Source organism: Tessaracoccus sp. (genome assembly GCF_016714275.1).
GTDB lineage: Bacteria > Actinomycetota > Actinomycetes > Propionibacteriales > Propionibacteriaceae > Arachnia.
Window position 1 is genome coordinate 1746784 of sequence record NZ_JADJNP010000001.1, and the last position, 25696, is coordinate 1772479.

Genomic DNA, 25696 nt, shown 5'->3' on the forward strand with positions numbered 1-25696 from the left:
CGGGCTACTCCGGCGCGCCTGTCAGCAGACCGAGGTCGCGGACCAGCACCCACATCTGGCCGAGGCCCGCCGCCGACTCCCCCTGCAGGTCGCCGAGGGTCGCCCGCAGACCGGCCAGCGCCGTCGTGTGACGGGTCGCCCACAGACGCACCCGCTCGGCCGGGTCCTCCGCGTCGTCGCCTGAGAGGGCATCGGCGGTGAGCGACAGCGTGAGCCGGTAGAGATCCTGGCGCAGCGCGGACTTCGCGACGGCGTCCCAGCGGCCCTCGCTCGACAGCCGAGCCAGCATCTCGAGCAGGTCGTCGAGGCCCACGACTCCCGCGAGGTGGAGGTAGCCGCGCGCGACGAGTTCGGGATCGAGGTCGACCTGGCGCGCGAGGTCCACCACGCCGAGGAACGCGACGCCGTCGAGCAGACCCGCCGTGCGGGCGGCAAGCTCGTCGGGGGCGTCGCCCGCGGCGAAGTCGGCGACGCGCTGGCGGTAGCGGACCAGGCCCGCCTCGTCGTAGAGGTCGGTGATCGTGGCGGCCAGTTGCTGCACGGTCCCGCGGTACGCCTCGATCTCGCTACCGATGTCGGCCGTCTGGGGACGCCGTGCGAGGAGGTACCGGACGGTCCGGTCCAGCAGGCGCCGGAACTCGACGTAGAGCCGACACTGCATCGCCGTCGGCACCGCGCCGTCGAGCTGACCGACCGCACCGACGAAGCCGCGCAGGTCGAACACCTCCCGCGCGATCACGAACGCCTTCGCCACCTCGGCGAGGCCGGCGCCGGACTCCTCCATCGCACGGTGCGCGAACGTGATGCCGCCGCGGTTGACCACCGAGTTCGCGATCCGGTTGGCGATGATCTCCCTGCGCAGCGGGTGCTCCTGCCGCGCCTGGGCGAATCCGCGCAGGGGGCCGGGGAAATAGGCGGCCAGCTCGGACTCCAGCCACGGATCATCCGGGACCGTCGAGGCGAGCAGCGCATCCTTCAGCGCCAGCTTCGCGTAAGCCACCAGTACCGAGAACTCCGGCGAGGTGAGGCCGCGCCCCTCCTTCGCCCTGCGCTCCATCTCCGCGGCGCTGGGCAGCGCCTCGAGCGCACGGTCGAGCCCGCGGTGCTCCTCCAGCCACGCCATCAGTCGCTCGTGCGGGCCGAGCATCGCGCCGCCCAGGTGCCGGGCGTTGCTCAGGAGCACGTTCTGTTCGTAGTTCGTGCGCAGCACGCTGGCGGCCACCTCGTTGGTCATCGAGGCGAGCAGGTCGTTGCGTTGCCGCTCTGTCATCTGCCCGTTCGCCAGGAGGCTGCCGAGCAGGATCTTGATGTTGACCTCGTAGTCCGACGAGTCGACGCCGCCTGAGTTGTCGATGGCGTCGGTGTTGATACCGATCCCCCGCTGGGCCGCCTCGATGCGGCCGCGCTGCGTGACGCCGAGGTTGCCGCCCTCACCGACGACGCGGCAGCGGAGGTCCGCGCCGTTGACCCTGACGGCGTCGTTGGCCCGGTCGCCGACCTCACCGTGCTGCTCCGTCGATGCCTTGACGTACGTGCCGATGCCGCCGTTCCAGAAGAGGTCGACCGGAGCCTTCAGGATCGCCGTCATGAGTTCGGCAGGCGTCAGGTGCTCGTCGTCGCCGAGGCCGAGGGCCGCGCGCATCTCCGGCGTGATCGCGATGGACTTGGCAGAGCGGGGAAACACCCCGCCGCCCGCGCTGATCAGCGTGGTGTCGTAGTCCGCCCAGGATGAGAACGGCAGCGCGAACATGCGCCCGCGCTCCGCGAAGCTCGTCGCCGGGTCGGGCGTGGGGTCAACGAAGACGTGCCGGTGATCGAACGCGGCGACCAGCCGGATGTGCTCGCTCAGCAGCATCCCGTTGCCGAACACGTCGCCGCTCATGTCGCCGACACCGACGACGGTGAAGTCGGTCGTCTGAGGATCGGTGCCCCGCTCGAGGAAATGCCGCGTCACCGACTCCCACGCGCCGCGGGCGGTGATGCCCATGCTCTTGTGGTCATACCCGGTCGAGCCGCCCGACGCGAACGCGTCACCCAGCCAGAAGCCGTCCTCGGTGGAGACCTCGTTGGCGAGGTCGGAGAATGCGGCGGTGCCCTTGTCCGCGGCGACCACGAGGTAACTGTCGTCGCCGTCGTGCCGGACCACGCCGTCGGGGCCGCGAGTGTGGCCCTGGACCCGGTTGTCGGTCACGCTGAGCAGCGCGCTCACGAACTCGCGGTAGGCGGCGCGGCCCTGCGCGAGCCACGCCGCGCGGTCGCGCTGCGGGTCGGGCAAGCCCTTCGGGTAGAAGCCGCCCTTCGCTCCCGTCGGAACGATGACCGCGTTCTTGACCATCTGCGCCTTGACGAGACCGAGGACCTCGGTGCGGAAGTCGTCGCGCCGGTCGGACCAGCGCAGACCACCCCTCGCCACCTTGCCGAAGCGCAGGTGGACGCCCTCCAGCCGCGTGCTGTACACCCACGTCTCCACGAACGGGCGCGGAGCGGGCAGGTGCGGCACGCGCTGCGGGTCGAGCTTGAAGGCGACGGCGCCGCCGGACTCCGGACGGTAGAAGTTGGTGCGCTCACCCGCGCGGATCACCGCGAGAAACGCACGGATCATCTGATCGTGGTCGAGGCTGGGGACGTCCGCCACGCCGGCGAGCACGGCGTCAGCCGCCGCCTGCTCCCGCGCATCGCGGTCGGTCACGTCTCCGGGCAGGAACCGGGCCTCGAACACGTCGACGAGCTGGCGCGCGATGTCCGGGTTCTCCACCAGGGCCGACTCAAGGGAACCGGTCGAATAGTGCATCGTCTGCCGCAGATAGGCGGCGATCATGCGCAGGATGATGACCTGCCGCCAGGTGAGCCGGACCGAGCCGATGAGCTGGTTGAACCGGTCGCTCTCCGCCCGCCGCTCCCACACCGCGAGGAAGGCAGCCAGGAAGCCCGCGCCCTCGCCGTCGGAGGGGGCCCACCAGCTCTCGTCCCCCGCGGACACGCCGAAGTCGAGGATGTGGCGCGTGACGCCATCGCGAGCGACGACACGGTGGGTCCGCTCGTCGGACACGGCGAGGCCGAAGTCGAGCAGCAGTGGCAGGACCTCGGTCAGGCCGAGGGCCCGGTCGCAGTACAGGCGGAGGCGGCGCTCGCCGGGGTGGGCCGACATCTCCTGGTACAGGCTGGCCTCGATGCCTTCGACGAGCTCCTCGAGACGCCGCACGTCCACCGCCGCCATCCGCGGCTGATGCATCGCCTTGTACGCCTCGTCGAGGCCGCCGCCCCACCGGGCCACCAGCCGCGCGGCCTCGATCTCGCCGAACTCGGCGACCATCGCAGCCTGCCAGTCGCTGTCCCACGTCTGGACCGCGCGCCGCAACCACTCCTGCAGGTCGTCGAGATCCTCCGCCGGGGGCGCGCTACTGGCGTCGCGCCGGATGACGTAATGGACCATCGCCGTCGCCGAGTCGTCGACCCGGGTCGTGTACTCGACGCCGGTGCCATGGAACGAGTTCATCAGGATGTCCTGGATCCGGAGGCGCACGTCGGTGTTGTACCTGTCGCGCGGCAGCAGCACGAGGCACGAGGTGAACCTGCCGTAGACGTCCGGGCGCGCGAACAGCTGCGTCTGGCGTTGATAGCGCGAGGCGACGATCCGGCGCGCCACGTCGGTGAGGTACTCGGCGTCGCCCTGGAAGAGCTCGTCGCGCGGGTAGGTCTCCAGGACGTTCAGCAGCCGCTTGCCCGAGTGGCTGTCCGGGGCGAACCCGCTGGCCTCCATCACCCGCTGCACCTTCGCGGCGAGGAAGGGGATGGCCCGCACCGAGCCGTGATAGACGTTCGAGGTGAAGAGGCCGATGAACCGGTGCTCGCCGTTGACGACGCCGTTCTCGTCGACCGTCTTGACGCCGATGTAGTCGAGGTAGACGGAGCGGTGCACCGTCGAGCGCGAGTTGGCCTTCGTGATGATCAGCAGCTGCCGCTCGCCCGCCTTCTCGCCGACTCTGCCGCGGAGCGCACGCCGCGAGGTGCCGGAGTCGCCGCGCATGAGGCCGAGTCCGCTGCCCGGCACCTGCTCCAGCACGCCGTCGTCGTCGGAGTAGCGGTAGCTGCGGTAGCCGAGGAAGACGAAGTGGTCATCGACCAGCCAGTCGAGCAGGTCACGCACCTGCTGCCGCTCCGCAGCCGGGACCGACTCGGGGCCTGCCGCCAGCGCGGCCGAGACCTCGACGGCCTGCCGCACCATAGGCTCCCAGTCGGCGACCGCCGTGGCCACGTCCGTGAGCACCGCCCGCACCCGGGTGATGAGGGCGTCGAGAGCATCCTGGCCCACCACGCGCCCGATCTCGATGTGCAGCCAGGACTCGCGCGGCCCGTCGCCGAGACCGATGAGGACCCCTTCGGCGTCGCGGGAGACCTCAAGCTGTGGATGGATCAGGAGCCTGACCCCGTGACCCTGCCGGTCGAGCTCCGCGGTGACGGAGTCGACGATGAACGGGGCGTCGTCGGTCACCACTTGCAGCACCGTGTTGCCCGTGGCCCACCCATGCGTGTCGACCCGCGGCGTGAAGCCGCTGACCAGGATCTCGCCCGGCTTCCGCGTCCTGGCAAGCGCCAGGTGACTCAGCACCGCCCCGCGGATGTCGTCGGGATACCTCTCCGCGAGGTCCTCAGTCAGGACGTGCCGGTGGTAGGCGTCGATCAGCTCCCGCGGGGCGATCGGGGCGGTGTCGATGCCGCTCGCGGCCTCCGCCAGCAGTGCTTCTCTTCGCTCGTCGAGGACGGTCATGGTGCATCACTGCTCCTTGGGTCGCGCTACCCCCAATCTAGTCCCGATGTGGAGATCGCGGCGATCAAGTTGAGGCCATGGGCGAGCTCCGCCTCGCTGACGGCGCCGAAGCCGAACACGATCCCCGAGCTGCCCGCTCCCGACCAGTACTCCGACAGCGGGCTGACGGTCACGCCGCGCGCGGCGAGTTCGGCGACGACGTCAGCCTCCGAACGCCGGGTCTCGACGACGGCGTGCAGGCCGCCGTCCATCGGCGAGACGCGCAGGCCGGGCACACCGGACAGCGCCGCCACCACCTGGGCGCGACGGCGCCGGTAGCGGTTGCGCACCCGCTGCGTATGCAGCCGCAGCGCGCCGCTGTCCAGATATTCGGCGACGGCGCGCTGCGCCACGAGACCGACGGGCTGCCCCAGCTCCGCGCGCGCCTCGGCCACCGCCGGCACCAGCCAGGCGGGCAGCGCGAGGAACCCGGTGGCGAGCGCCGGGGTCAGGATCTTTGCCAGCGTGCCCAGCAGGACCACCCGGCCGTCGACCGGGTCGTCCAGGGCGGCCAGCGCGGGCAACGGGTCCGAGGTGTAGCGCAGCTCGGAGTCATAGTCGTCCTCGACGACAACCACCCGGTGACGCCGCGCCCAGTCCAGCAGCATCTGTCGCCGGTCCACCGGCAACGAGCCTCCCAGCGGGTACTGGTGGCTGGGCGTGACGATGAGCAGGTCCGGCGCATCCGAGCCCGCGGGCAGGTCCTCCACGCGGAGGCCGCGCTCGTCCACCGGAACGGGCACCACCGTCGCGCCGAAGCGGGTGGGAACCCGGCGCAGCGATGGGTATCCGGGCTCCTCGACTCCGACCCTGAGCCGCGACGGGTTCCCTTCGCCGAGCGCGAGGAGCAGCAGCGCGAACCCCTCCCTGCCGCCACCGGAGACCGCGATCTGGGCAGGATCCCTCAGCACCGCGCGCATCCGGCGCAGGTGCTCGGCCCAGGCCGAGCGCAGCTTCGGCAGACCCATCGCGGGGACCGTGCCGTCCACCCGCGCTGCCGACGCCTCCCTCCAGGCCGCCTTCCAAGCCGCGCCGACGACGTCCGCTGCCCAGGGCTGGCCCGGGCGAAGATCGAGGGTGGCCGGCGCGCCTGACGTCGTCGGCCCATCCCGGAGCGGCCGGACCGACACGGCACGCAGGGCCGGATGCACCCGCCGCAGATGGGGATTGACCACCGTCGAACGGCCGACGGTGGCGCTGAGGTATCCCTCCGCCAGCAGCTGGTCGTAGGCGGCGACCACGGATCCGCGCGAGACCCCGAGGTGAGCCGCCAGCGCGCGGCTCGACGGCACGACGTCGCCTGGCGCCAGCACCGTCTCCCCGATCAGGCGACGGAACTCGGCCGCAATCCGTGCGGGCAGGGAGCCCTCCCCCGGCCCGCGATCGAGCAGGAGGGGAAGGGCGATCTCCGGAGTGCTGCGCACGCCGGCAGCCTACTGCCGAGGAAGAGCACGCCGGTCTGGACGCCTCAGACGAGCTGACCGTCGCGGGCGACCACGCGCCCGCCCTTGACCACGATCCTTCGACCGGGGCGGGTGACGACGACCTCGGCGAGGGTCCGGCCAGGAGCGGCCATGAAGTCCGCGCGGCTGCCGACCGACAGCCCGTAGTCCTCGAGACGGCAGACGCCCGCGCCGCCGTAGGTGGCGGCGTCAACCGCGAGCGCGATCTCCTCGTCGGACGAGAAACCGGAGTGCCTCGCCTGGAACGCGGCCCGTTCGATCATGTCGCCGGTTCCCCAGGGGCTCCACAGATCGCGCACGCCGTCGTTCCCGAGGCCGAACGGGACCCCTGCGGCGGCCAGTTCCCGCTGCGGAAGCGCCCTCGACGGCGCGGCGGAGGCGATCGAGATCCCGGCCTCGGCGAGGCCCTCGATCAGGCGCGCCCGCGTCGCCGGGTCGGCGTCGGCGAGGGCGAAGCCGTGGCTGATCGTCACCCGGCCCGCGAGCCCGAGCGCCTTGGTGCGCTCGATGATCAGCTCATACTGGTAGATGCCGAGGGAGCCTCCGTCGTGCAGATGGATGTCGACGCCCGAGCCGTGCTTAACGGCCATGGCGAAGATGGTGTCCAGGTGACGAACCGGATCGCGCTCGAGGCCTGCCGGATCGATCCCGCCGACGTGCTCGACTCCTTGCGCGAGCGCGGCGTCCATGAGCTCCTCGGTCCCGGGGCTGATCAGCATCCCGGTCTGGGGGAAGGCCACCAGCTCGACGGTGATGCGGCCGTCGAGGTTCGCCACCGCCTTGCGCACGGCCTCGACAGAGCCCAGTCCGACATCGGGATCGACGTCCACGTGCGAGCGGGCGTGCGTGGTGCCCAACGTCACCATCTCCGTGAGGAGGGCGGTGACGAAGTCCACGCTGGGAATCCCGAACTCGGGTCGGCGGACGCGGCCGTTGTGGATCCGTCCGGCGAGGCCCGGCTCGGCGGTGTTCGGCACCCAGGGACCGCCCCACAGCGTCTTGTCCAGGTGGGCGTGCGCGTCGACCAGCCCGGGGATGACGACCGTTCCGGCCAGCGACTCCGACGTGGTGCCCGCGGGCACCTCGAGATCGGGACCGACGGCGGCGATCCGGCCATCGACCACGTAGAGGTCCGTTACCTGGCCGGCGATCAGCCCGGACCGGTAGACCGTTGCGTGAGGGTGTGACATGGCTCCTTCTTTCCTAGCTGTGTAGCGCGCTGTCCGGCAGATCCACCGGCCCGCGGTTGTCACCGTCGGTAACGTACTTGAGGACGAACACCGCGGCGACAAGCAGATATGCCAGCGCGACGACGCCGGTGTCTCCCGTGAGCCAGCCGACCGTCGCGGAGTGGATGATGCCGAACGCGGACAGGCCCGCCGAGATCACCGCGATCACGGCGCCGCGGATGCTCTGGTTGCGGATCGCGAAGATGGCTATGCAGCCCCAGAGGATCGAAGCCAGCGGTGCGCCGTTGCCGAGATGGCTCAGCCCGAGCCAGTCGACGCCGGCGGCCTGGAGCGCGTCGCCGCCCACCTCGCCGGCGTTCGTGCCTGCGGCCTTGAGCACGTTTTCCGATGAGGGTGAGGGCCCAGTTCGCGATCCACGGGAAGAGGGCGACGAAGATCACGGGAACCTCGTTGCGCGGCGTCTCCCTCACCACCTGGTTGGCCGACACGATGCCGATGTAGACCAGGATCGGGGCGACGGCGGCCATCGGGATGATCGAAAGCAGCACCGCGCCGAGCGAGAAGATGCCGAAGATCAGCATGGTGAAGCCGGAGGCGACGGAGTAGCCCATCCGGGCGCCCAGCTGCTTCCAGCCGACGTGGCCGATGTAGACCGTGACCGGGAACGGGTTGCCGAAGCACGCACCGATGGCAGACGTGATGCCGTTGCCGAGCATGACGGAGCGCGTCGGGTAGGGATCGCCTGCGGCGTGCGCGGACTCGATGTTCTCGAGGTCGAAGACGTAGTTCGCCAAGCCGAGCGGGACCGCGGAGGCGAGGAACGGCAGCGACATCGGGATGCCCTCGACGATGTTGGAGACGTGCAGCGTCGGCGGCTGGAAGCCCGCCTCCGCGAGCGCGACGGTGATCGCCTCGGGCGACATCATGCCGGAGAGCCAGGCGAGACCGGTGCCGACGAGCAGGATCAGCAGGCCCGTCGGGATCTTCGCGAACAGCGGCTTGCGGCCGAACCAGTTCATGAAGATCAGGACGAGCACGACGAAGGCGACGACGGGCGTGTGGAACGACTGGAGCATGGGGTTCATCGCCAGCAGGAGCAGGCCGAGGCCGGCGAGACAGGACAGCAGCACCGACCGCGGGATCACCCGTCGCAGCCAGTCGCCGACGAACGAGCCGACGACGAGGATGCTCGCCTCCACCAGGCACCACACCAGGCCGATCGCGAGGGCGAGTTCGGCGTTCTTGGTGGTCTGGTACACCGGCAGCAGGACCAGGAAGGTGACGGTGAAGATCGAGGGTGCGCTCGGGCCCGAAGGGAGGACGGTGATGTCCTTGCGGCCGGTGCGCTTGTACATCTGGTACCCGAGGAAGGTGTACCAGACGCTGGCTACGAACACGGCGAGGCCGAAGGCCGGTGCGATCCGGCCCAACACCATGTCGACGGGCAGGCCGACCACGAGGGTCAGCAGCGAGACCATGGTCAGGAGGTTGGTGAGATTGTTCACGAGGAGGCCGAAGTAGGCGGCCCAGTCGCCCTTCGCCCAGAACTGGGGTTTCGGAGGGGCGAGAGTAGTCTGTGACATGGACGAATTCCTTCTGAATGAAAGTGGAAAAGCAGGAAGGCAGGGGTTCGCCCACCAACGCCTGGCTCCACCTCCGCGGGCGCTTCGATCGCCTTGCGGAAACGGTGGGGCCAGGCTCAGTGGCTGCGGGCCAGGGTGTTACTGATACTTCTCCGCCAGAGCGAGGGTGGCGGCGTGGAAGGCCTCGATCGGCGGGTGGGTGATGCCTGCGCCGATCATCCCGATCCCGGCCTCCTTGTGCGCGATAGCGGTGTTGATCACGGGGAGGATGCCGGTCTCCTCGACCTTCCTGACGTCGATGCCGGTGGCGGTTCCCCGGAAGTCGAGGATCGGGATGGTCAAGGCGGGGTTGGTGGTGGTGGTGATCTCCGCCATGGTGCGGGAGTACCCGATCGCCTCGTCGACGGTGCCGCCGACCAGCGGCACGATCGCCGGGGCGCACGCCATGGCGAAGCCACCGATGCCGTAGGTCTCGGTGATCGCCGAGTCGCCGATGTCGAGGCCGCGGTCGTCGACGGTGAAGCCGGCGAACAGCGGCCCCTCCACCACCTGCGCCGGCCCGGTGAGCCAGGTGCCCTGCCCCAGACCGGAGACCCGGATGCCGAAGTCGACGCCGTTGCGGCACATCGTGGTGACGACGGTGGAGTACTCGATGTCGTGCGCCGAGTCCATGGCGGCCTTTGAGCAGGCCATCCAGGTCGGCCCGGAGAAGTAGTCCGAGCTGGCGACGAAGTTGAACACGTCCTGCTTGTCCTTGGTGGAGAAGCCGGAGTCGAGGATGTGCGGTGCGAGCGCCTGGATCAGCAGCGTGGTGCCTGCGTTGTTGCGGTTGTGCGCCTCGTCGCCCATGTGCAGCGCCTGGGCGAGCATCATCCGAAGGTCGATCTCCTTGGCCGAGACCATCGCGTCGCGCAGGATCGGGCCGAACACGTCGCGCATCCAGATGAGCCGGTCGATCACCGTCTGGTCGTTGGCGCCCATCCGCAGGATCTTCGCCAACTGCTCGGAGAGGTTGGTGTAGGCGTAATTGCCGTAGGGCCGGTTCTCTACGACGTGCATGAACATCGATGCCGACGTGACGCCGGCCATCGAGCCCACCGCGTTGTGCTCGTGGCAGGGCGAGAAGTCGATCTCGCCGGAGGCGGCCAGCTCGTAGGCCTCTTCGAGGTCCTTGGCGAGGCCCTCGAAGACCAGCGCGCCGGTGACGGCGCCCTTCATGGCGCCGGCCATCCGTTCGAAGGAGATCGGGGGGCCGGCGTGCAGGATGGTCTTCTTGGTCATGCCGGGCACCACGTCGATGGCCTGGCCGAAGCCGACGAGCACCGGCTGCGAGGTGACGATCCGCTCCACCGCGAGGGCGTTGGCTGCCTCGATCTTCTCGGCCAGGTCGGGGCGGGCCAGCGTCGCCAGCGCAGCCACGACGTCCGGACGGCCGCCACCCGGCGGCGTCCAGTCCAAGTGCGTCACCGAGGCCCCTTGGGCCGCGATGTCCTCGGCGAACATCGCCGCGCCGACGTTGACCGCCGACAGCGGGCGGTCGAAGATGTCCGCGATCTTGCTCATGCGTTTTCTCCCTTGTAGACGAACTCGCGGGCCAGCAGCCCTGTGTTGGTGGACGACGAGGCCCAGGTGACGCCGGCTTCGGCGAGCTTGGCGACCTGGTCGTCGAAGTTCTGGGAATCCTCCGCGGTGCCGAGCACGAAGGCGAGGATCTCCAGGTGGCGGCCGGCGGCAGCAGCATTCGCCTTGGCCGCGTTGATGGCCGGGAGCATCACGCCCACCGGGTCCGGATTGGCGCCGTAGCCCAGCACGAAGTCGAGCACGATCACGCCGACCTCCGGGTCGGTCGCCTCGACCGCGAACCGCTCGATCCGGTTGGACGGATCGATCATCGGGTGCGGCTTTCCGTTGGTGAACTCGTCCTCGCCGAAGTCGAGGAAGGTGTGCGCCCGGGAGGCGTCGTTTCCGCCGAGCTTCTTGGCCGGGTCCTTGGCGAGGTTGGAGTACACGTCGTCGTACTTCTCCATCGCGAGGAACATCGACTCGTCGCACAGCGTGCCGCCGCAGAACAGGGCGCGGATGTATCTCTGCTCCGGGTTCAGCTTGGCCCGGACCTCCTCGATCAGCGGCCAGTTGAGCGGATGCAGGTCGAGCGTCGACTCGTCGACGCCGCTGGCGACCACCGCGGCCAGCGCGGCAGGCTTGGTGCGGTCGAAGAAGGCGATGCCGCGGGCCTTCGCCGCCTCGGCCACCTCGTCGCCTGCGCCGAGGAAGCAGACGATGGCGGGCTTGTCGGACGCGGCGAGGCGATCGAGCACCTTCTCGGCGACCTCGCTCGCCGGCGGCTTGGAGATCACCACGAGGACGTCGGTCGCGGGGTCGGCGTCGAGGGCATCGATGCCGTCGAGCATCATGATCGCGCCCACCTCCGCCGAGAGGTCGCGTCCGCCCGTGCCGATGAGCTGGCTGACGCCGCCGGTGAAATCATGGATCCGGACGCTCATCTCCTGGGCGCCGGTGCCGGAGGCCGCGACAATACCGATCCGGCCGCGACGCACCTTGTTGGCGAAGCACAGCGAGACGCCGTTGATGATGGCCGTACCGCAGTCGGGTCCCATCATCAGCAGGCCGGCCTCGTGGGCCTTCCTCTTCAGCGCGATCTCGTCCTCGAGCGCGACGTTGTCGGAGAACAGCATCACGTTCAGCCCTGCGTCCAGCGCGTTGTGGGCCTGCCCCGCGGCGAAGGCCCCGTTGACGCTGATCACCGCGAAGTTGGCGTCCGCACGCCCGGCGGCCGCGGTCGCGATCGTCCGGTAGGTCACCTCCGCGGCCTCCCCGCTCGGCTTGCGGTCGAGCAGTCCGACGAGGCCCTCGAGGGCGGCGTCCGCAGCGTCCTCCTCGCCGTCGGTGACGACGATCAGCACGAGGTCGCCGGGGGTGGCCTCCTCGATCTCCGGGGTGATCAGGCCCTGGTTGGTGAGGATCTCCTTGTTCATGGCGGTGGCCATCGCAGCCACCGCGTTGACGACCCCTTCCAAGGCGGCGGCCTTGGTCGAGATCGACATCAACGACACGGAGTCGATGTAGGTGTTCTTCTTGATGAGCGTCCTGGTGGGCATCACTTTCCTCGCTACTTCTGGGTGAGTGGGGTGGTTCGGTGTAGTCGCACGGCGGCAGCGAGGCCGTGCGCCAGGTCTGTGCCGGAGGTGTGGCCGATCGCCAGCAGGGCGGCGACGACCTCGGGAGTGCGTCCGTCGGGTCCCCGGCCGCAGAGCGTGGCGAGGACGTCAGACAGCGGCTCGACGGCGCGCCCCGAACAGGCCTCCCGCATCGCGGCGACGGAGACGACGTGGGTGGCGTCGGGCCGCGCGGCGCGGGCGACGGCCGCGGGAATGGCCGAGAGCGATCCGCCGAGCGTGGCGGAGGCGAAGGCGAGGCCTGTGAGCAGGTCGTCACCGGCAGGAGTCAGGCCCGTACCAAGGCCGACCAAGCGGGCGACGGCGGATCCCAGCGCCTGCGGGTCGTCGCGGACGACGGCCCGCTCGATCGCGCTCAGGCCGTCGGCGATCCGCTCGGCCACGGCCCGCGAGAACGGGTCCTGGCCGGGCACGACACCGCCGGGTCGCCCGTGCGCGGCCAGCTCGGCGGCGAACGCCTCGAACCGGTCCGCCCGCACCGGGCCGGCTATCGGCTCGGGCCTCCAGCGGGCGGCCCCGGAAAGGTCGACCGTGATCTCGCCCAGCCGGATCGTCGACTGGCCCGCGCGCACGAGGGTGCCGGGGGCCAGGCCGAGGCCGTCGAAGTCGTCGACGGAGACCCGGATCGCGCCAGGTGCAAGTGGCACGTGGCGGGCGCCGAGGCTCCACAGCCGCTGCCCGGCGACGACGTTGACGACAGAGCCGAACACCGAGTGGACCGTGGCGTCGCCGGAGAGCGCCGGCAGCAGCTCGGCGTCCACGCTCAGGGCATCCATCAACATCGTCGTCATCGGCAGCGGGTCGTCAGGCCAGCGCGGCTTGGAGGAGGTCGGCGAGCTCGGCGAAGCCCTTCTCCTGGGCGTGCGCGAGCGGCGAAACGCCCCACTGGTCGACCATGGCGGGGTCGGCCCCGGCCGCCAGCAGCAGGCGCACGATCTCCTGCTGCGCCGGTCCGCCGTCGCGCAGGATGATCGCCTCGAGCAAGGGGGTCCAGCCGCAGAGGTTGGTGTAGTTGACGTTGATGTCGGTCTGTTCGGCGAGGTAGCGGACGATCTCGACATGGCCCTTCTCGGCAGCGGGGTGAATGCCCACACCGTCGAACCGGGTGTGCCGATCGAGATCGGCACCGGCCTCGACCATCGTCGTGACCAGGTCGAGGTTTCCGGAGATGCAGCCCCAGAGGAAGGGGTTCAGGTTCACCTGGTCCTGGGCATCGATGTCGGCACCTGCCGCGATGAGCAGGCGCACCACGTCCAGCCGGTTCGCCTTGGCCGCGATCAGGATCGCGGTGCGGCCCTGGGTGTCGGTGGCGTCGATCTGCGCGCCGCCCTCCAAGGCGTCGCGGATCTCCTCGACGGACCCGGCTGCGGCCAGCGTCGGCCAGTCGCCTGCAGTCTGCGGTGGTGTTCTCATTGAGCAACCTCTTCGTTCGTTCTTCCTCGGCGAAATCCAGCCGAGCCCGTTCATCTCTGGTATACCATATGCCATGCGAATCCTGATTGCTCTGGGGGGTAACGCTTTAGTCGGCCCCAACGAATCCGTCCGCCCCGATCACCAGATCGCCGCCGCCGAATCCGCGGCCGGCCAGGTCGCCCAACTGGTCACGGCGGGCCATCAAGTCCTCCTCAGCCACGGGAACGGACCCCAGGTGGGCAACATCCTGGCGAAGAACGATCTCGCCTCATTCGCCCTCACCCCCGTGCCGCTCGACTGGTGCGTGGCCAACTCCCAAGGCTCTATCGGAGAGGTGCTGCTGAACGCGCTCGACGCAGCGCTTCTCGCCGAGGGCTCCGACGTCCGCTCCGTCGTACTGGTATCGCGGACCCTTGTCGCCGCGGATGACCCCGCCTTCGACAACCCCACCAAGCCCATCGGTCGCTTCGTCGACGAGGAGACCGCTGGACGTCTCACCCAGTTCGGCCAGCACTACGTCCGGATCGACGACAAGGGCCTGCGCCGCGTCGTCGCGAGCCCGCAGCCTATCGAAATCATCGAAGCCCCGGCCGTCGAGTCGTTGCTTGCCGCCGGCTTCCTCGTGGTGGCCGCCGGCGGCGGCGGTATCCCCGTCATCCGGCACGACGACGGCACCCTGCACGGCGTTCAGGCCGTCGTCGATAAGGATCTCTCCTCGATCCTCCTCGCCGACCAGATCAGCGCCGACGCGCTCGTGATCGCGACAAACGTCGACAACGCGTGGCTCGACTGGGGGAAAGAGACCGCCCGCCCGCTGCACGAGGTGAGGCTCGAGGACATGCGCCGCTACCTCGCCGAAGGGCAGTTCCCGCCCGGGTCCATGGGCCCAAAGGTCGAATCGGCTTGCCGCTTCGTCGAGCGGACCGGGGCAAAGGCCGTGATCACGTCGCTCGAGCGGATCAGCGGAGCGCTGACCGGAGAGGCAGGCACCATCGTCGTGCCCTGAGCGCCGGCCGACATCTCAGCGGCTCGATCACGTCAGTCGGGCTCGTCGCCGAACAGCAGCTCAAGGGCGACCCGCTTCGACGTGTGGACGTGCTGCCGCGCCAGGCGTTGGGCCGCGATCTCGTCGCCACCCGCGATCGCCTCCGCGAGGTCGCGGTGCTCGAGGCAGAGCTCGCGCTGGTCGGCGTTCTGGCGAAGCAGCCAGTTCAGGCGGTTCTGCAGCGGCTCAAGCAGCCGCGTGAAGAGGTCGTTGTGCGTCATCTGCACCAGGACCGCGTGAAACGCGACGTTCGCGCGGTCGGCCGCCTGCCGATCGCCCGCGGCCCACGCCCGTTCGGAGGCCTCGACCTCGCGAAACAACTCCGCGACCTCCGGCTGCGTGGCCTTGCGCGTCGCCAGCACCGCTTGATGCGTCTCCAGGGCCTCGCGCACCTCGAAGATCTCTTCGAGGTCGTTGGGTTTCAGCTGCGTCACCACGGCGCCCTTGCGGGGAACGAGCGTGACGAACCCCTCGGTGGCGAGGCTGCGGAGGGCCTCCCGAAGCGGGATCCGGGAGATTCCGATCTCCTCGACGAGGTCGCGCTCCTTCAACCGGTAACCGGGAGAGTAGTCGCCGCCGGTGATCCGGTCGCGGATGTAGTCCTGAGCGACATCGGCGAGCGACGGAACGACGGCACCGGGCTTGCCCCGGTCTGGAATCTCGCGCGTCGCCATAGAGGCCGAGTGTAGCGATTGACAGCCGCGCGACGCGTAGTCGCACGGGTCGCCGAGAGCCCGACACTTACTGGACCATGCAGAATACGTAGATTCTGGCTCTAGAAATGGTCCGGTATTGACCCCACGATGGACCGCATGAATGAATCCACTGGTTCCCCCCTCGTCAAGCGCGGCCTGGCCGACATGCTCAAGGGCGGCGTCATCATGGACGTCGTCACGCCGGAACAGGCCCGGATCGCGGAGGACGCGGGCGCCGTCGCCGTCATGGCGCTCGAGCGCGTCCCCGCCGACATCCGCGCCCAGGGCGGCGTGGCCCGCATGAGCGACCCGGACCTGATCAGTGCCATCATCGACACCGTCTCCATCCCCGTGATGGCGAAGGCACGGATCGGGCACTTCGTCGAAGCCCAGGTCCTCGAACACCTGAAGGTCGACTACATCGACGAGTCCGAGGTCCTCTCCCCCGCTGACTACGTCAACCACATCGACAAGCACTCCTTCACCGTCCCGTTCGTGTGCGGCGCCACCAACCTCGGCGAGGCGCTGCGCCGCATCGCCGAGGGCGCGGCCATGATCCGCTCCAAGGGCGAGGCCGGAACCGGCGACGTCTCAGAGGCGACGAAGCACATCCGCACGATCCGGCGGGAGATCGCCGTCCTCAAGGCCACCTACGAGGCGAACCCCGACGAGCTGTACGTGGCGGCCAAGGAGCTGCAGGCGCCGTACGACATCGTCAGGGAGGTTGCCGAGCGAGGATCCCTTCCGGTGGTGCTCTTCACCGCGGGCGGGGTCGCCACGCCCGCGGACGCGGCGATGATGATGCAGCTCGGGGCCGACGGCGTGTTCGTCGGTTCGGGAATCTTCAAGTCCGGCGATCCCGCGGCGCGCGCCGCGGCCATCGTCAAGGCCACAGCCCTCTACGAGGACCCGGCCGCCATCGCGGAGGCATCGCGGGGTCTCGGTGAGGCCATGGTGGGCATCAACGTCGCTGACCTCCCGGCGCCGCACCGCCTCGCCGAGCGCGGCTGGTGACCACCGTCGGCGTGCTCGCGCTGCAGGGCGGCGTGCGCGAACACGTGCGCCTGGTAGAGGGTCTCGGGGCGCGGACCACGCTGCTGCGAGTTCCCGCCGACCTGACCGGCCCGGACGGGCTGCGCGTCGACGCCGTGGTCCTGCCCGGCGGCGAGTCGTCGACGATCGACCGGCTGCTGCGCCTCTTCGAACTCCAGGACCCGCTGGCCACCGCGATCCGCGGCGGCCTGCCCACCCTCGGCACCTGCGCGGGGTTGATCCTGCTGGCCCGGGAGGTACTGGACCCTGCTCCGGGTCAGCAATCGCTCGGCGTTCTCGACATCGTCGTGCGCCGCAATGCGTTCGGCCCGCAGGTCGACTCGACCGAGACCGACCTGGACACCGCCGACGGCCCCGCCCGGGTGGCGTTCATCCGCGCCCCTGAGGTCACGGAGGTCGGCCGTGGGGTGGGGGTCCTCGCCAGGCACGCTGGCGGCATCGTCGGCGTCCGCCAGGGCGCGATCACCGGCCTTTCCTTCCACCCGGAGCTGATGGAGGAGCCCCTGTTTCATCGCAGGCTCCTGACCGATGCGGAAGGCTGAGACGCGCAGCGCCCAGAGGTGTCCGAGGGATGCCGAATGCGGCGTTGACTGACCCGATCAGGCGAGCTGCAGCGTGGTGATGCAGGTCGCCGAGTCGTCGCCGTCTGTCGTGATGGGCGCCGTCGCCGTCTTGCCTTCGTACTCGACGGTGAGCGTCGCGTCGATGCCGCGCGGCAACCACACACCGGCGAACCCGTTGTCGAACGTGGTGAGCGCCTCGTCGACGACCACCTCGCCCGTCGCGTCGTCGGTGATGGTCACAGCCAGGTTCGCGTGCTGCAGTTCGCCGACGCACGTGGTGAGGCTGTGGAAGTGGCAGTCGTGCGTCTGGGTGAGGTACGGCGCGAACGAGACGTAGAACGCGTCGTCGGGCATCGGGAGGCTCTGCTCCCGTCCGCTCTCGTCCTTCAGGAGCAGGTGGGTGGGCCTGATCGACGCGATCAGGTCGGTAGGCCGGTCGGCGAGCGCGAGGGCGTCGAGCTTGTCGATGATCGCCACGACGTCGAGACCCTCCAGCCCGTGGTCGGCGAGCAGGTCACCGCTGGGCGCGGCGGCCTCGGTGAGCGTGACCGACGGCGCGGGCTGGGGAGAGACCGACGCGGGGTCGGGCGAGACCGGAGTTGGGGCGCAGGCGGCGATGAGAGGCAGCGCCAACGCGGCGGCGAGCACGGCCTTGACGGGGGCGGACAGCGTGCGGCGGATCTCAGTGTTCATATCGAGGTCCACCCTACGAGGCGGAGGTCCTCCACCGGACACCGGCCCCTCGTAGAATCCGGGCATGCCGGACGACGACGCAGCCACCGAGGGGCTGTACGAGGAGCGGGTTGGCGCCTCGCCGCACGTCGAGTGCACATGGCAGGCGCGGGCGGTGCGCGAGGAGCGCTACCTGGTCCCCGCCATCGAGCACTGGGACATCTGGTTCGCGCGCGAGCCCGATGGTCGTATGGTCGCTGGCCTCTCCGGCCCCGCTCTCGGCTCGCGGTGGATCGCGTCCGTCGTCGGGGAGTACGGGTGGGGCGTGCAGTTGCGCGCGCACGTCGTCGTTCCCGGAGTCGCCAAGAAGCTCCTCCTGGGTGGCGAGGTGCGGCTGCCTGTCGCCGGTGGCCAGGTGGAGATCTCGGGGCAGCGCCTCCCTATGCCCTCAATCGAGGGCCTGGAGGACTTCGTCGAACAACTGCTGCGTCTCGGCGTCCTGCGGTCCGACGACGACGTCCGCCGCGCGTTGGCCGGCGACGAGGCCGGGTACTCGGAGCGGCACTGGCAGCGGCAGGTCCGCGCCTCGACGGGGATCACGCGGAAGCAGATCTCGCAGCTGGCCCGGGCGCGAGAAGCCTACGCTCTGCTTCAGGGGGGCGTCGTCCCCGCGGAATGCGCCGCGACGTGCGGCTATGCAGACCAGGCGCACCTGACCCGGTCGTTGCGGCTACTGCACGGCGAGACCCCCGCGCGCATCCTCGCTGCCCGTCGCGCCTGAATGCCCACTCTCCGTGCCTTCAGGAACGACAGACCGTGATGGCGGAAATCTTCAATCCGCAGCGGTACCCGGATTGGTGGAATAGAGGCACCAGCTACACCGAACAGAGGAGCAGGAGATGTCCATTCCCACCGCACCCGAGGGCTACGCCACCGTCAACCCGTTCGTCATCACGCGGGGCGCCGAGGAGATCACGGCCTTCATCGTCGAAGTCTTCGGCGGCACCGAGCGGCTCGAGTCCCGCACCGTCGACGTCGACGGGTTGCTGCTCCAGGGCGAGGTGATCGTCGGCACCACCACGATCATGCTGGCCGAGCGCAAGCCCGGCTGGGGCTTCACCCCGAGCTTCCTGCAGATTTACGTCGATGATATCGATGCGACCATCGAGCGCGCCCTCGCCCGCGGCGCGCGAGTTCTCACGAAGCCGACGGACTTCTTCGGCACCGTGTTCTCCCGCGGTCAAGACCCGCGGGGCAACAGCTGGTGGATCTGGCAGCACGGCGAGATGGTCTGGGACGAGGACGCCAACGCCGACGCGTGGGACGGCGACGCGCCCGCGGAGGACTGGGGCGCCATCTCGCCCGAGCTCTCCTACATCCGCGACAGCCTGATGGAGATCATGGCGAACCTCAAGGATCCCGAGGCCGAGTAGCCCCGCAGCGCCACCCAGAGAAACAGGAAGACGGGAAGGCGATGACCCCCGCGACCATTCCGATGAGCAGTTGAACAGTCAATCCGACGTCGCGGTGACCCACAGCACTCAGTGGTTGCGCAGGGCGTCGATCAGTTCGGGCTTCGACATCTTGGAGCGTCCCTCGATGCCGAGCTCCCGCGCCCGTTGCAGCAGCTCCTGCTTGGTGCGGTCGTCGTAGTCCTTCGCGGTACCGCCCTTGCGCCCCACTTCTTCCCGCGACGAGCCCGCCGCGGCGTTGGCGATGCGTGCCGCCTTCTCCTTGCTCGCGCCGTCGTCACGCAGCGCCTCGTACAGTTCCTTGTCCTTGACCGCGGGTCCTGGATCCTCTCGCTTGGGCATGTGTGCCTCCTTTGTCAGACTTCCCGGTACCCACACGCGCCGTGAGCAAACAGCGTCGGTCACCCGGCTATCCAGCGGCCTCCAGATAGGCGAGCACTGCGAGGACGCGCCGATGATCGTCAGCGCTATCGGGTAGCCCCAGGCCAGACAGGATCCCTGTCACGTGCGTCTCGATCGTGCGCTCGCTCAGCCACAACCGACGCGCGATGGCCGCGTTGGTGAGGCCCTCCGCCATGAGCGCCAGCACCTCACGCTCCCTCAGCGTGAGGGCGGCGAGCCGATCCTCCCGTCCGACGGGCCTCAGCAGCCGTGCGACCACCTCAGGGTCGAGCGCCGTACCCCCCTTGGCCACGCGCTCCGCTGCCGAGATGAAGTCGTCGACGTCAAGCACGCGGTCCTTGAGCAGGTACCCGAAGCACCCCTGCGTCGTCAGCGCCACCGAGTGCGCCGACTCGACGTGCTGCGAGAGCAGGACGATCCCCAGCTCCGGATACCGTGCCCTGATCGCGCGTGCCGCCCGCGCCCCGTCGTCGGTGTGATCGGGCGGCATGCGAATGTCGGCGATGACCAGCTCCGGCAGGAACTCCTCCACCATGGCCTCAAGCGACGGCGCGTCGGCGGCCTTGGCCACGACCTCGTGCCCGCTATCCTCCAGCAGCCGCGCGAGGCCCTCGCGAAACAGCGCGGAGTCCTCACCGATCACGATCCGCACGGCAGGCACACCTCCACCGTCGTGCCGGACCCACCGCGGACCCTCATTGTCCCTCCGACCGCGCGCACCCGGTCCTCAAGCCCGGTCAGACCGCCGTCCGGGGTGATCATCGCGCCGCCTACGCCATTGTCGCTCACGGTGATCACAAGCTCGCCCGCGTTCGCCGCCATGCCGACCTGGATCCTCTCCGCGGCGGAGTGCTTCACGGCGTTGGCAAGGGCTTCCCCAACGACGTAATAGGCAGTCATCGCGACGTCGTCCGGAACGACGCCGACGTCCCCTGCGTCGACCTCGACCGGGATCGGCACCGCGCGGGCGAGTGAGACGACGGCAACAGGGAGACCGTCGTCGAGAACGCTGGGCCGGATACCATGGGCGAGCCGCCGCAACTCGGCGATTGCCGTCGACAGCTCGGCTACTGCGCCGTCGAGCACTCCCGCGACGTCGAGGCTGCCCGTGGCGAGCGCCCGCTGGGCGATCCGCAACGATAGTCCCAACGACACGAGGCGCTGCTGCGCGCCGTCGTGCAGATCCCGTTCGAACCGACGTCTGGTCTCGGCCTCCGCCTTGACCAGCCGGGCCCGCGAGGCCTCCGCCTCGGTGAGCGACGCCTGGAGTTCCGCCCGCAGTCTGACGACGGTGAACAGCGGCACGGCCGCCTCGGTGAGCTCCTCCCGGAGCCTGGGAGTCACCGTCGACGACCTCAACTCACCCCGGCGGTAGTCGATGGCCAGGGCCGCGTCACGGAGCGCGGCGCGCAGCAGGGGCTCCAGTTCCTCAGGGTCGCCCTCACCCCGGTCGACCCTGTACTCCAGGTCCCGTATCGCTTCGAGGGCGGCACGCCGTGTGGGATACAACCGCGCGAGCAGTCGAGACCTAATGAAGCGATACGCCGGCAACAACGCAAGGAAGCTCAGGGCAGAGGCGACCACCGTGCCGACCAGCGAACCCGCCCCGAGGAGCAACCCGCCGATCGCCGTCCCGAGTCCCAGCACCGCAGTGGCGGCCCCGGCCACGAGCGCCCATGAGACGGCCTCGGCCAGCACCCGGTCGACGTCGTAGAGGTCGTGCCTGAGCATCCCGACCGTCACCCCCACGGGAAGCGCCGCCAGCCCGACGGCGGCGACGATCAGGCTGCCCCACCCCGGTTGACCGCGCAGGAGTATCTCTGCGCCGCAGATGAGCGGGAAGACCAGGAACACGCTCGCCCCGGCGAGGACCCACCGCAGTTGAGCGCGAAGCACACCGTCGGCGCCCCTCACCCTCGCGACCCCGAGACCTGCCGTGAGGCACAGCAGCGCGAAGAAGACGACGACGGCGACGATCGAGAGCCCCTCCTGCCACGGCGTGGGATCGCTGACAAGCGGGGGCACATCCCGGAAGGGCGGGTTGTTGGGCAGGCCGGAAGCGGCTGCGGTCACGACAAGGAAAACCGCCGAGGCCAGCACTGATGCTGGTGTCGTCGGGCATGAACTCGACGATGTACTCGGAAAGCTTCGCGGGCTTCGGAGATGCGCTGGCCACGATCCAGCCCGAGGCGGGCGCGCGGCAGATGATCGGCTTCTCGATCCTTGTCGTCACCCAAGGCCTGGCCGGCACCGCAGGCCTGTGCGTGCTTGCCTGGCTGCTGAGCGCGGCGATCACGGCACGCACGCGGGCCACGACCGTCGTCATTGCGCTGTTCGGAGCCGCGATGCTGCTCGCCTTCCACACAGGGCTGGCAGCGGCTGCCCTCCTGCTATCTATGTTCCCGCTGGTGATCTTCGGGGCATGGCAGATCGCAACCGCCCGACGGAGATAGTCAGACACGAGGCATTGGCTACTCACTAGCCTTTTTCGGGCTGGTGAGTAGCCGTTGTTGCCGGCAGTGATGGGTCTAGCTGCTCTAGGTGCGCCAGAGGTGGGCGTACTCACCGTCTGCGGCCAGCAACTCGTCGTGGCTGCCGAACTCGGCGATTCGGCCGTCGATGACCACCGCGATGCGGTCCGCGTCGTGGGCCGTGTGCAGGCGGTGGGCGATGGCGACGACCGTGCGGTCGGCTAGCAACGCCGCCATCGACCCCTCCAGGTGGCGCGCGGTGCGCGGGTCGATCAGCGACGTCGCCTCGTCGAGGACGAGCGTGTGCGGGTCGGCAACCAGCAGCCGCGCCAACGCGATCTGCTGGGCTTGCGCCGGCGTCAGCGACGAGTGGCCGTGGCCGAGCTGCGCGCCAAGGCCGCCGGGAAGGCGTCCGACCCACTCCGCGGCGTCGACCGCCTCCAACGCGCGCCACACCTCCTGATCGCTCGCGGTCCCCTCGCGGGCGAGCACGACGTTGTCGCGCACGCTGCCGACGAACACGTGGTGTTCCTGCGTGACAAGGCACACCTCAGTACGGAGCACGTCGAGCGGCAGATCCATGACATCCACGCCGCCGACCTCGACCTCGCCCGTGCGTGGGCGGTTGATGCCTGCGACGAGCCGACCCAGCGTCGACTTGCCTGAGCCCGACGGTCCGACGATCGCGAGCCGCTCCCCCGGCTTGAGCGCGAGGTCGACGCCGTGCAGCACGTCGTGGCCGTCCCGATAGGCGAACCTCAGATCGTGCCCCTCGACATCGGCCGCGGCGGGAAGCAGGTCGCCGGGCGTGCGGTCGTCGGGGACCTCGGCCACCCCGAGGAGACGGGTGGTTGCGGCGACGCCGACCTGCAGGTTGTCGGCGATTTGAATCAGGCGGTCGAGCGGTCCGATCAGCTGCTGCAGGTAAATGGCCGCCGTCGTCACCTGGCCCACCGTGACCCAGTCCTGATCGAAGCCCCACGTGCCGAGCAGGATGACCAGCACGATGGGCAGTTGGAAGGCGAAGTCGAGCCAGACGAACAGAAGGTTGCGCAGGCTCATCGTGTACCGCTCGGCCTGCGCCGACTCGGCGATGTCGTCGTCAAGCCTCTGCTGCCGCAGTTCCCCGAGCCCGAGCGCCTCGACGGTGCGTGCACCCTCAACCGTCTCGGTGATGGTGGAGTTGATGCGGCTGTAGGTGGACTGTTCGGTGATGTACCCGGCTGCGGCGTGCCGGAGGTAGGACCGCGAGGCGAAGAACAGGATGACCACCGTGGTGACGACCGGCAGCGTGAGCAGAGGCGAGTTGAGCAGCAGCGCCACCACCGTCAGGACCACCATCGTGAGCGAAGTGACCATCTGCGGCAGCGCCCAGCGCACCGAGGAGCTCATCTTGCCGACATCCGCGGTGATGCGGGTGATCAGGTCGCCGCTGGACGCCGACTCGACCCTTCCGAGCGGCAGCCGCAGCACCGTCTGCACGATGTACTCGCGCGCCGCGGCGAGCAGGTCGTAGCCGAGCACCGCGTCTGCACGCTTCGCGAGGAACGTGAACACTGCCTGGGCGAGCACAAAGACGAGGACGCCGACGAGCACCGCGTCCGTGCTGCCGAGTTCCGCTCCGGTAGCCGCGGCGTCGACAAGGTCGCCGAGGATCCGCGGGATGACGAGGGCGGAAGCAGCGGCAAGCACGTTGAAGCCGACCAGCGCCACGGCGGCTGCCTTGCGGGTCGACAGCAGTTCGCGCACGAAGCCGAACGCACGGCCGGCCCGCGCGACGGGAAGGCCACGTTCCGGGTTGCGCGAGGCGTTGAACACCGCCCGGGCGCGCTCCGCCCGCACGGCGTGCCGGTGCTTCCAGGCGGCGAGTCGTTCCGACGGGGTGAGCGTGCGGTCGACCGTCAGTTCCGCGGGAATCCGCGGCTCCGGCGCCCCCTCGCGCCACGTTGCCCTCGAGCCGGGGAGCTCCTCGGAAAGCAGGTCAGTCATCATCGTCCATTCCTCGGGCGACCACCTGGCGGTAATCGGCCCTCTTGAGCAGGTCGACGTGGCGGCCGCGGGCGACGATGCGCCCATCGGCGAGGAAGGCGACCTCGTCGGCCGAATGCAGGATCAGCGGGGACGCCGTCGCGACGACGGTGGTCCTCCCCGCGCGGTGCGCGACCAGCCTGGGCGCGATCCGCGCCTCGGTGTGGGCGTCGACGGCAGAGGTGGGCTCGACGAGGCACAGCACGTCGGGGTCGGCGACGAGGGCGCGAGCGAGCACGACGCGCTGCCGCTGGCCGCCGGACAGCCCGCGGCCCTTCTCGTCGACGGTTCCCTGCCACCCACCGGGCAGCGCGTCGAAGACGTCCTCGGCGCACGCCGTGATGAGGGCAGCCTCCGCCTCCCGGCGGGTGTGCGTGCCCCACGGGTCGACGGCGTCTTCACCGGCCTGTACATGCTGATCCTCTATGCCGCGATCCTGGCGGTGCCGAAGGAACTCGAGGAGGCGGCCCGGTGGAAGATCTTCACCCAGGTGCGGTTCCCCTACATCCGGCCGGTGTGGGTCACGATCATGATCATGGCCACCACCTACGCCCTCCGCGGCTTCGACATCCCCTACCTGCTCACCAACGGCGGTCCGGGACAGGCGTCCGAGCTGCTCACCACCTACATGTTCAAGACCGCCTTCCGCAGCACCGACTTCGGCTACGCCAGCACCATCGCGGTCTTCATCGTGATCGAGTGCATCGTCGCCGTCGGGTTGATCTTCCTGCTGCTTCGACGAGGACAGGACAAGTGATGACCACCTCCTCCATCTCCGCGCCGGAGCGGCGCCGTCGGCTCCACCTGGCTCGCAAGTTCGTCAACGTGCTGGTGGTCCTGATCGTCGCCGTCCAGGTCTATCCCCTGCTCTGGCTGTTCGTGACTAGCCTCCGCCCCAACCAGGAACTGGCCTCCGGCAACGCCTTCGGCATCCCGCGGGCGCTCACGCTCGACAACTACGTGCGCGCCTTCGAGACCGCGGACCTCGGCCGCAACATCCTGAACAGCCTGATCGTGACGGGCGCCTCGAGCATCCTGATCGTGGTCCTCGGCATGATGGCCGCCTACGCCATCAAGGTTCTCGGATTCAAGGGCAGCAAGGTCGTCATGGTCGCGTTCCTGATCGGCATCATCGTGCCGGTGCAGATCGCGCTGGTGCCGTTGTTCGTCAACTACTCTCGCGTCGGGCTGCTCAACACCTATCAGTCGATGATCATCCCGCTGGTAGGGTTCGCCCTGCCGACGGCGGTGTACCTGTTCGTCTCCTTCTTCGAGTACATCCCGAGGGAGACCTACGAGGCCGCGGCGTTGGACGGCGCGGGGCCATACCGGGTGTTCTTCGAGATCACGATGCCCCTGTCGACCAACACGGTCGTGACGGTGGTCTTCGTCAACGGCATCTTCATCTGGAACGACTTTATCTTCGCCAACACGTTCGTGTTCGAGGAGGGGCTCAAGACCATTCCGTTGGGTCTGCAGAACTTCATAGGCGCGATGGGCTCGGTGGACTGGACGGCCACCTTCGCGGCGGTATGTGTCACCGTCACGCCGCTGCTGCTGGTCTTCCTCGTCCTCAACAAGTCGATCATCTACGGCTTGGAGAGCGGGGCGACCAAGGGATAAGAGGTGCGACGGCGTCCGC

23 protein-coding genes are annotated in these 25696 nt (G+C 69.4%); 8 read left to right on the plus strand and 15 right to left on the minus strand.

Going from position 1 to position 25696, the window contains the following annotated elements; genetic code table 11:
- Positions 1-4: 4 nt before the first annotated feature.
- The 8 genes from IPJ61_RS08085 to IPJ61_RS08120 form a co-directional block, all read right to left on the minus strand.
- Positions 5-4768: an NAD-glutamate dehydrogenase gene (locus tag IPJ61_RS08085; RefSeq protein ID WP_297105216.1), complete on the minus strand. Its 4764-nt coding sequence runs from the start codon at positions 4766-4768 to the stop codon at positions 5-7.
- A gap of 26 nt (positions 4769-4794) precedes the next feature.
- Positions 4795-6231, minus strand: coding sequence for a MocR-like pyridoxine biosynthesis transcription factor PdxR (gene pdxR, locus IPJ61_RS08090; RefSeq protein ID WP_297105219.1), 1437 nt, complete (start codon positions 6229-6231; stop codon positions 4795-4797).
- A gap of 44 nt (positions 6232-6275) precedes the next feature.
- Positions 6276-7460: an amidohydrolase gene (locus IPJ61_RS08095; RefSeq protein ID WP_297105222.1), complete on the minus strand. Its 1185-nt coding sequence runs from the start codon at positions 7458-7460 to the stop codon at positions 6276-6278.
- Positions 7461-7519: 59 nt separating this feature from the next.
- The gene (locus tag IPJ61_RS08100; protein WP_297105224.1) at positions 7520-9043 is read right to left on the minus strand and encodes a SulP family inorganic anion transporter; all 1524 of its coding nucleotides are present in this window, start codon (positions 9041-9043) and stop codon (positions 7520-7522) included.
- 138 nt (positions 9044-9181) lie between these two features.
- The gene (locus IPJ61_RS08105) at positions 9182-10606 is read right to left on the minus strand and encodes a YlbE family protein (RefSeq protein ID WP_297105227.1); all 1425 of its coding nucleotides are present in this window, start codon (positions 10604-10606) and stop codon (positions 9182-9184) included.
- The gene (gene fdrA, locus IPJ61_RS08110) at positions 10603-12162 is read right to left on the minus strand and encodes an acyl-CoA synthetase FdrA (protein WP_297105230.1); all 1560 of its coding nucleotides are present in this window, start codon (positions 12160-12162) and stop codon (positions 10603-10605) included. The genes IPJ61_RS08105 and fdrA overlap by 4 nt, the downstream gene beginning before the upstream one ends.
- 11 nt (positions 12163-12173) lie before the next feature.
- On the minus strand, positions 12174-13031 hold the full coding sequence (locus IPJ61_RS08115) for an oxamate carbamoyltransferase subunit AllH family protein (RefSeq protein WP_297105234.1): 858 nt from the start codon (positions 13029-13031) through the stop codon (positions 12174-12176).
- A 13-nt stretch (positions 13032-13044) separates the two neighbouring features.
- Entirely contained in the window at positions 13045-13653 is a 609-nt protein-coding gene (locus IPJ61_RS08120; RefSeq protein ID WP_297105238.1) for an ankyrin repeat domain-containing protein, read from the minus strand.
- A gap of 73 nt (positions 13654-13726) precedes the next feature.
- On the opposite strand from IPJ61_RS08120, the gene IPJ61_RS08125 reads away from it, so the two are divergent.
- Entirely contained in the window at positions 13727-14659 is a 933-nt protein-coding gene (locus IPJ61_RS08125) for a carbamate kinase (protein WP_297105242.1), read from the plus strand.
- 32 nt (positions 14660-14691) lie between these two features.
- Here the strand turns inward: IPJ61_RS08125 and IPJ61_RS08130 are convergent, their stop codons facing one another.
- A complete protein-coding gene (locus IPJ61_RS08130; protein ID WP_297105245.1) occupies positions 14692-15372 on the minus strand; it encodes a GntR family transcriptional regulator in 681 nt (226 codons plus the stop codon).
- Positions 15373-15510: 138 nt separating this feature from the next.
- On the opposite strand from IPJ61_RS08130, the gene pdxS reads away from it, so the two are divergent.
- Both pdxS and pdxT read left to right on the plus strand, forming a co-directional pair.
- A complete protein-coding gene (pdxS, locus tag IPJ61_RS08135) occupies positions 15511-16407 on the plus strand; it encodes a pyridoxal 5'-phosphate synthase lyase subunit PdxS (protein ID WP_297105247.1) in 897 nt (298 codons plus the stop codon).
- Positions 16401-16988 (plus strand): pyridoxal 5'-phosphate synthase glutaminase subunit PdxT, encoded by a 588-nt coding sequence (pdxT, locus tag IPJ61_RS08140; protein ID WP_366505417.1) that lies wholly within the window; start codon positions 16401-16403, stop codon positions 16986-16988. Before pdxS ends, pdxT begins: the two co-directional genes overlap by 7 nt.
- A gap of 57 nt (positions 16989-17045) precedes the next feature.
- On the opposite strand, the gene IPJ61_RS08145 is transcribed toward pdxT, so the two are convergent.
- Positions 17046-17702: a CueP family metal-binding protein gene (locus tag IPJ61_RS08145; protein ID WP_297105251.1), complete on the minus strand. Its 657-nt coding sequence runs from the start codon at positions 17700-17702 to the stop codon at positions 17046-17048.
- A gap of 64 nt (positions 17703-17766) precedes the next feature.
- Here IPJ61_RS08145 and IPJ61_RS08150 point away from each other — a divergent pair, with 64 nt between their 5' ends.
- Complete coding sequence (locus IPJ61_RS08150; protein ID WP_297105253.1) at positions 17767-18462, plus strand: helix-turn-helix domain-containing protein; 696 nt, start codon at positions 17767-17769, stop codon at positions 18460-18462.
- 118 nt (positions 18463-18580) lie between these two features.
- Positions 18581-19114, plus strand: a complete 534-nt coding sequence (locus IPJ61_RS08155) for a VOC family protein (protein WP_297105257.1) — start codon at positions 18581-18583, stop codon at positions 19112-19114.
- 108 nt (positions 19115-19222) lie between these two features.
- Here the strand turns inward: IPJ61_RS08155 and IPJ61_RS08160 are convergent, their stop codons facing one another.
- The 3 genes from IPJ61_RS08160 to IPJ61_RS08170 form a co-directional block, all read right to left on the minus strand.
- Positions 19223-19495 carry a DUF7218 family protein gene (locus IPJ61_RS08160; RefSeq protein WP_297105260.1) on the minus strand — a complete coding sequence of 91 codons (273 nt, stop codon included), beginning with the start codon at positions 19493-19495 and terminating at the stop codon, positions 19223-19225.
- Positions 19496-19562: 67 nt separating this feature from the next.
- Positions 19563-20207, minus strand: coding sequence for a response regulator transcription factor (locus tag IPJ61_RS08165; RefSeq protein WP_297105263.1), 645 nt, complete (start codon positions 20205-20207; stop codon positions 19563-19565).
- The gene (locus tag IPJ61_RS08170) at positions 20195-21628 is read right to left on the minus strand and encodes a sensor histidine kinase (protein ID WP_297105266.1); all 1434 of its coding nucleotides are present in this window, start codon (positions 21626-21628) and stop codon (positions 20195-20197) included. Before IPJ61_RS08170 ends, IPJ61_RS08165 begins: the two co-directional genes overlap by 13 nt.
- 29 nt (positions 21629-21657) lie before the next feature.
- On the opposite strand from IPJ61_RS08170, the gene IPJ61_RS08175 reads away from it, so the two are divergent.
- On the plus strand, positions 21658-22008 hold the full coding sequence (locus IPJ61_RS08175; RefSeq protein ID WP_297105269.1) for a hypothetical protein: 351 nt from the start codon (positions 21658-21660) through the stop codon (positions 22006-22008).
- A gap of 84 nt (positions 22009-22092) precedes the next feature.
- On the opposite strand, the gene IPJ61_RS08180 is transcribed toward IPJ61_RS08175, so the two are convergent.
- Together IPJ61_RS08180 and IPJ61_RS22175 are read right to left on the minus strand one after the other, a co-directional pair.
- On the minus strand, positions 22093-24015 hold the full coding sequence (locus IPJ61_RS08180; RefSeq protein ID WP_297105272.1) for an ABC transporter ATP-binding protein: 1923 nt from the start codon (positions 24013-24015) through the stop codon (positions 22093-22095).
- The gene (locus IPJ61_RS22175) at positions 24008-24544 is read right to left on the minus strand and encodes an ABC transporter ATP-binding protein (RefSeq protein WP_366505419.1); all 537 of its coding nucleotides are present in this window, start codon (positions 24542-24544) and stop codon (positions 24008-24010) included. Before IPJ61_RS22175 ends, IPJ61_RS08180 begins: the two co-directional genes overlap by 8 nt.
- On the opposite strand from IPJ61_RS22175, the gene IPJ61_RS08190 reads away from it, so the two are divergent.
- Both IPJ61_RS08190 and IPJ61_RS08195 read left to right on the plus strand, forming a co-directional pair.
- A complete protein-coding gene (locus IPJ61_RS08190) occupies positions 24467-24811 on the plus strand; it encodes a carbohydrate ABC transporter permease (protein WP_297105624.1) in 345 nt (114 codons plus the stop codon). The two genes, IPJ61_RS22175 and IPJ61_RS08190, sit on opposite strands and share 78 nt — an antisense overlap.
- The gene (locus IPJ61_RS08195; RefSeq protein ID WP_297105275.1) at positions 24811-25677 is read left to right on the plus strand and encodes a carbohydrate ABC transporter permease; all 867 of its coding nucleotides are present in this window, start codon (positions 24811-24813) and stop codon (positions 25675-25677) included. Before IPJ61_RS08190 ends, IPJ61_RS08195 begins: the two co-directional genes overlap by 1 nt.
- Positions 25678-25696: the final 19 nt, after the last annotated feature.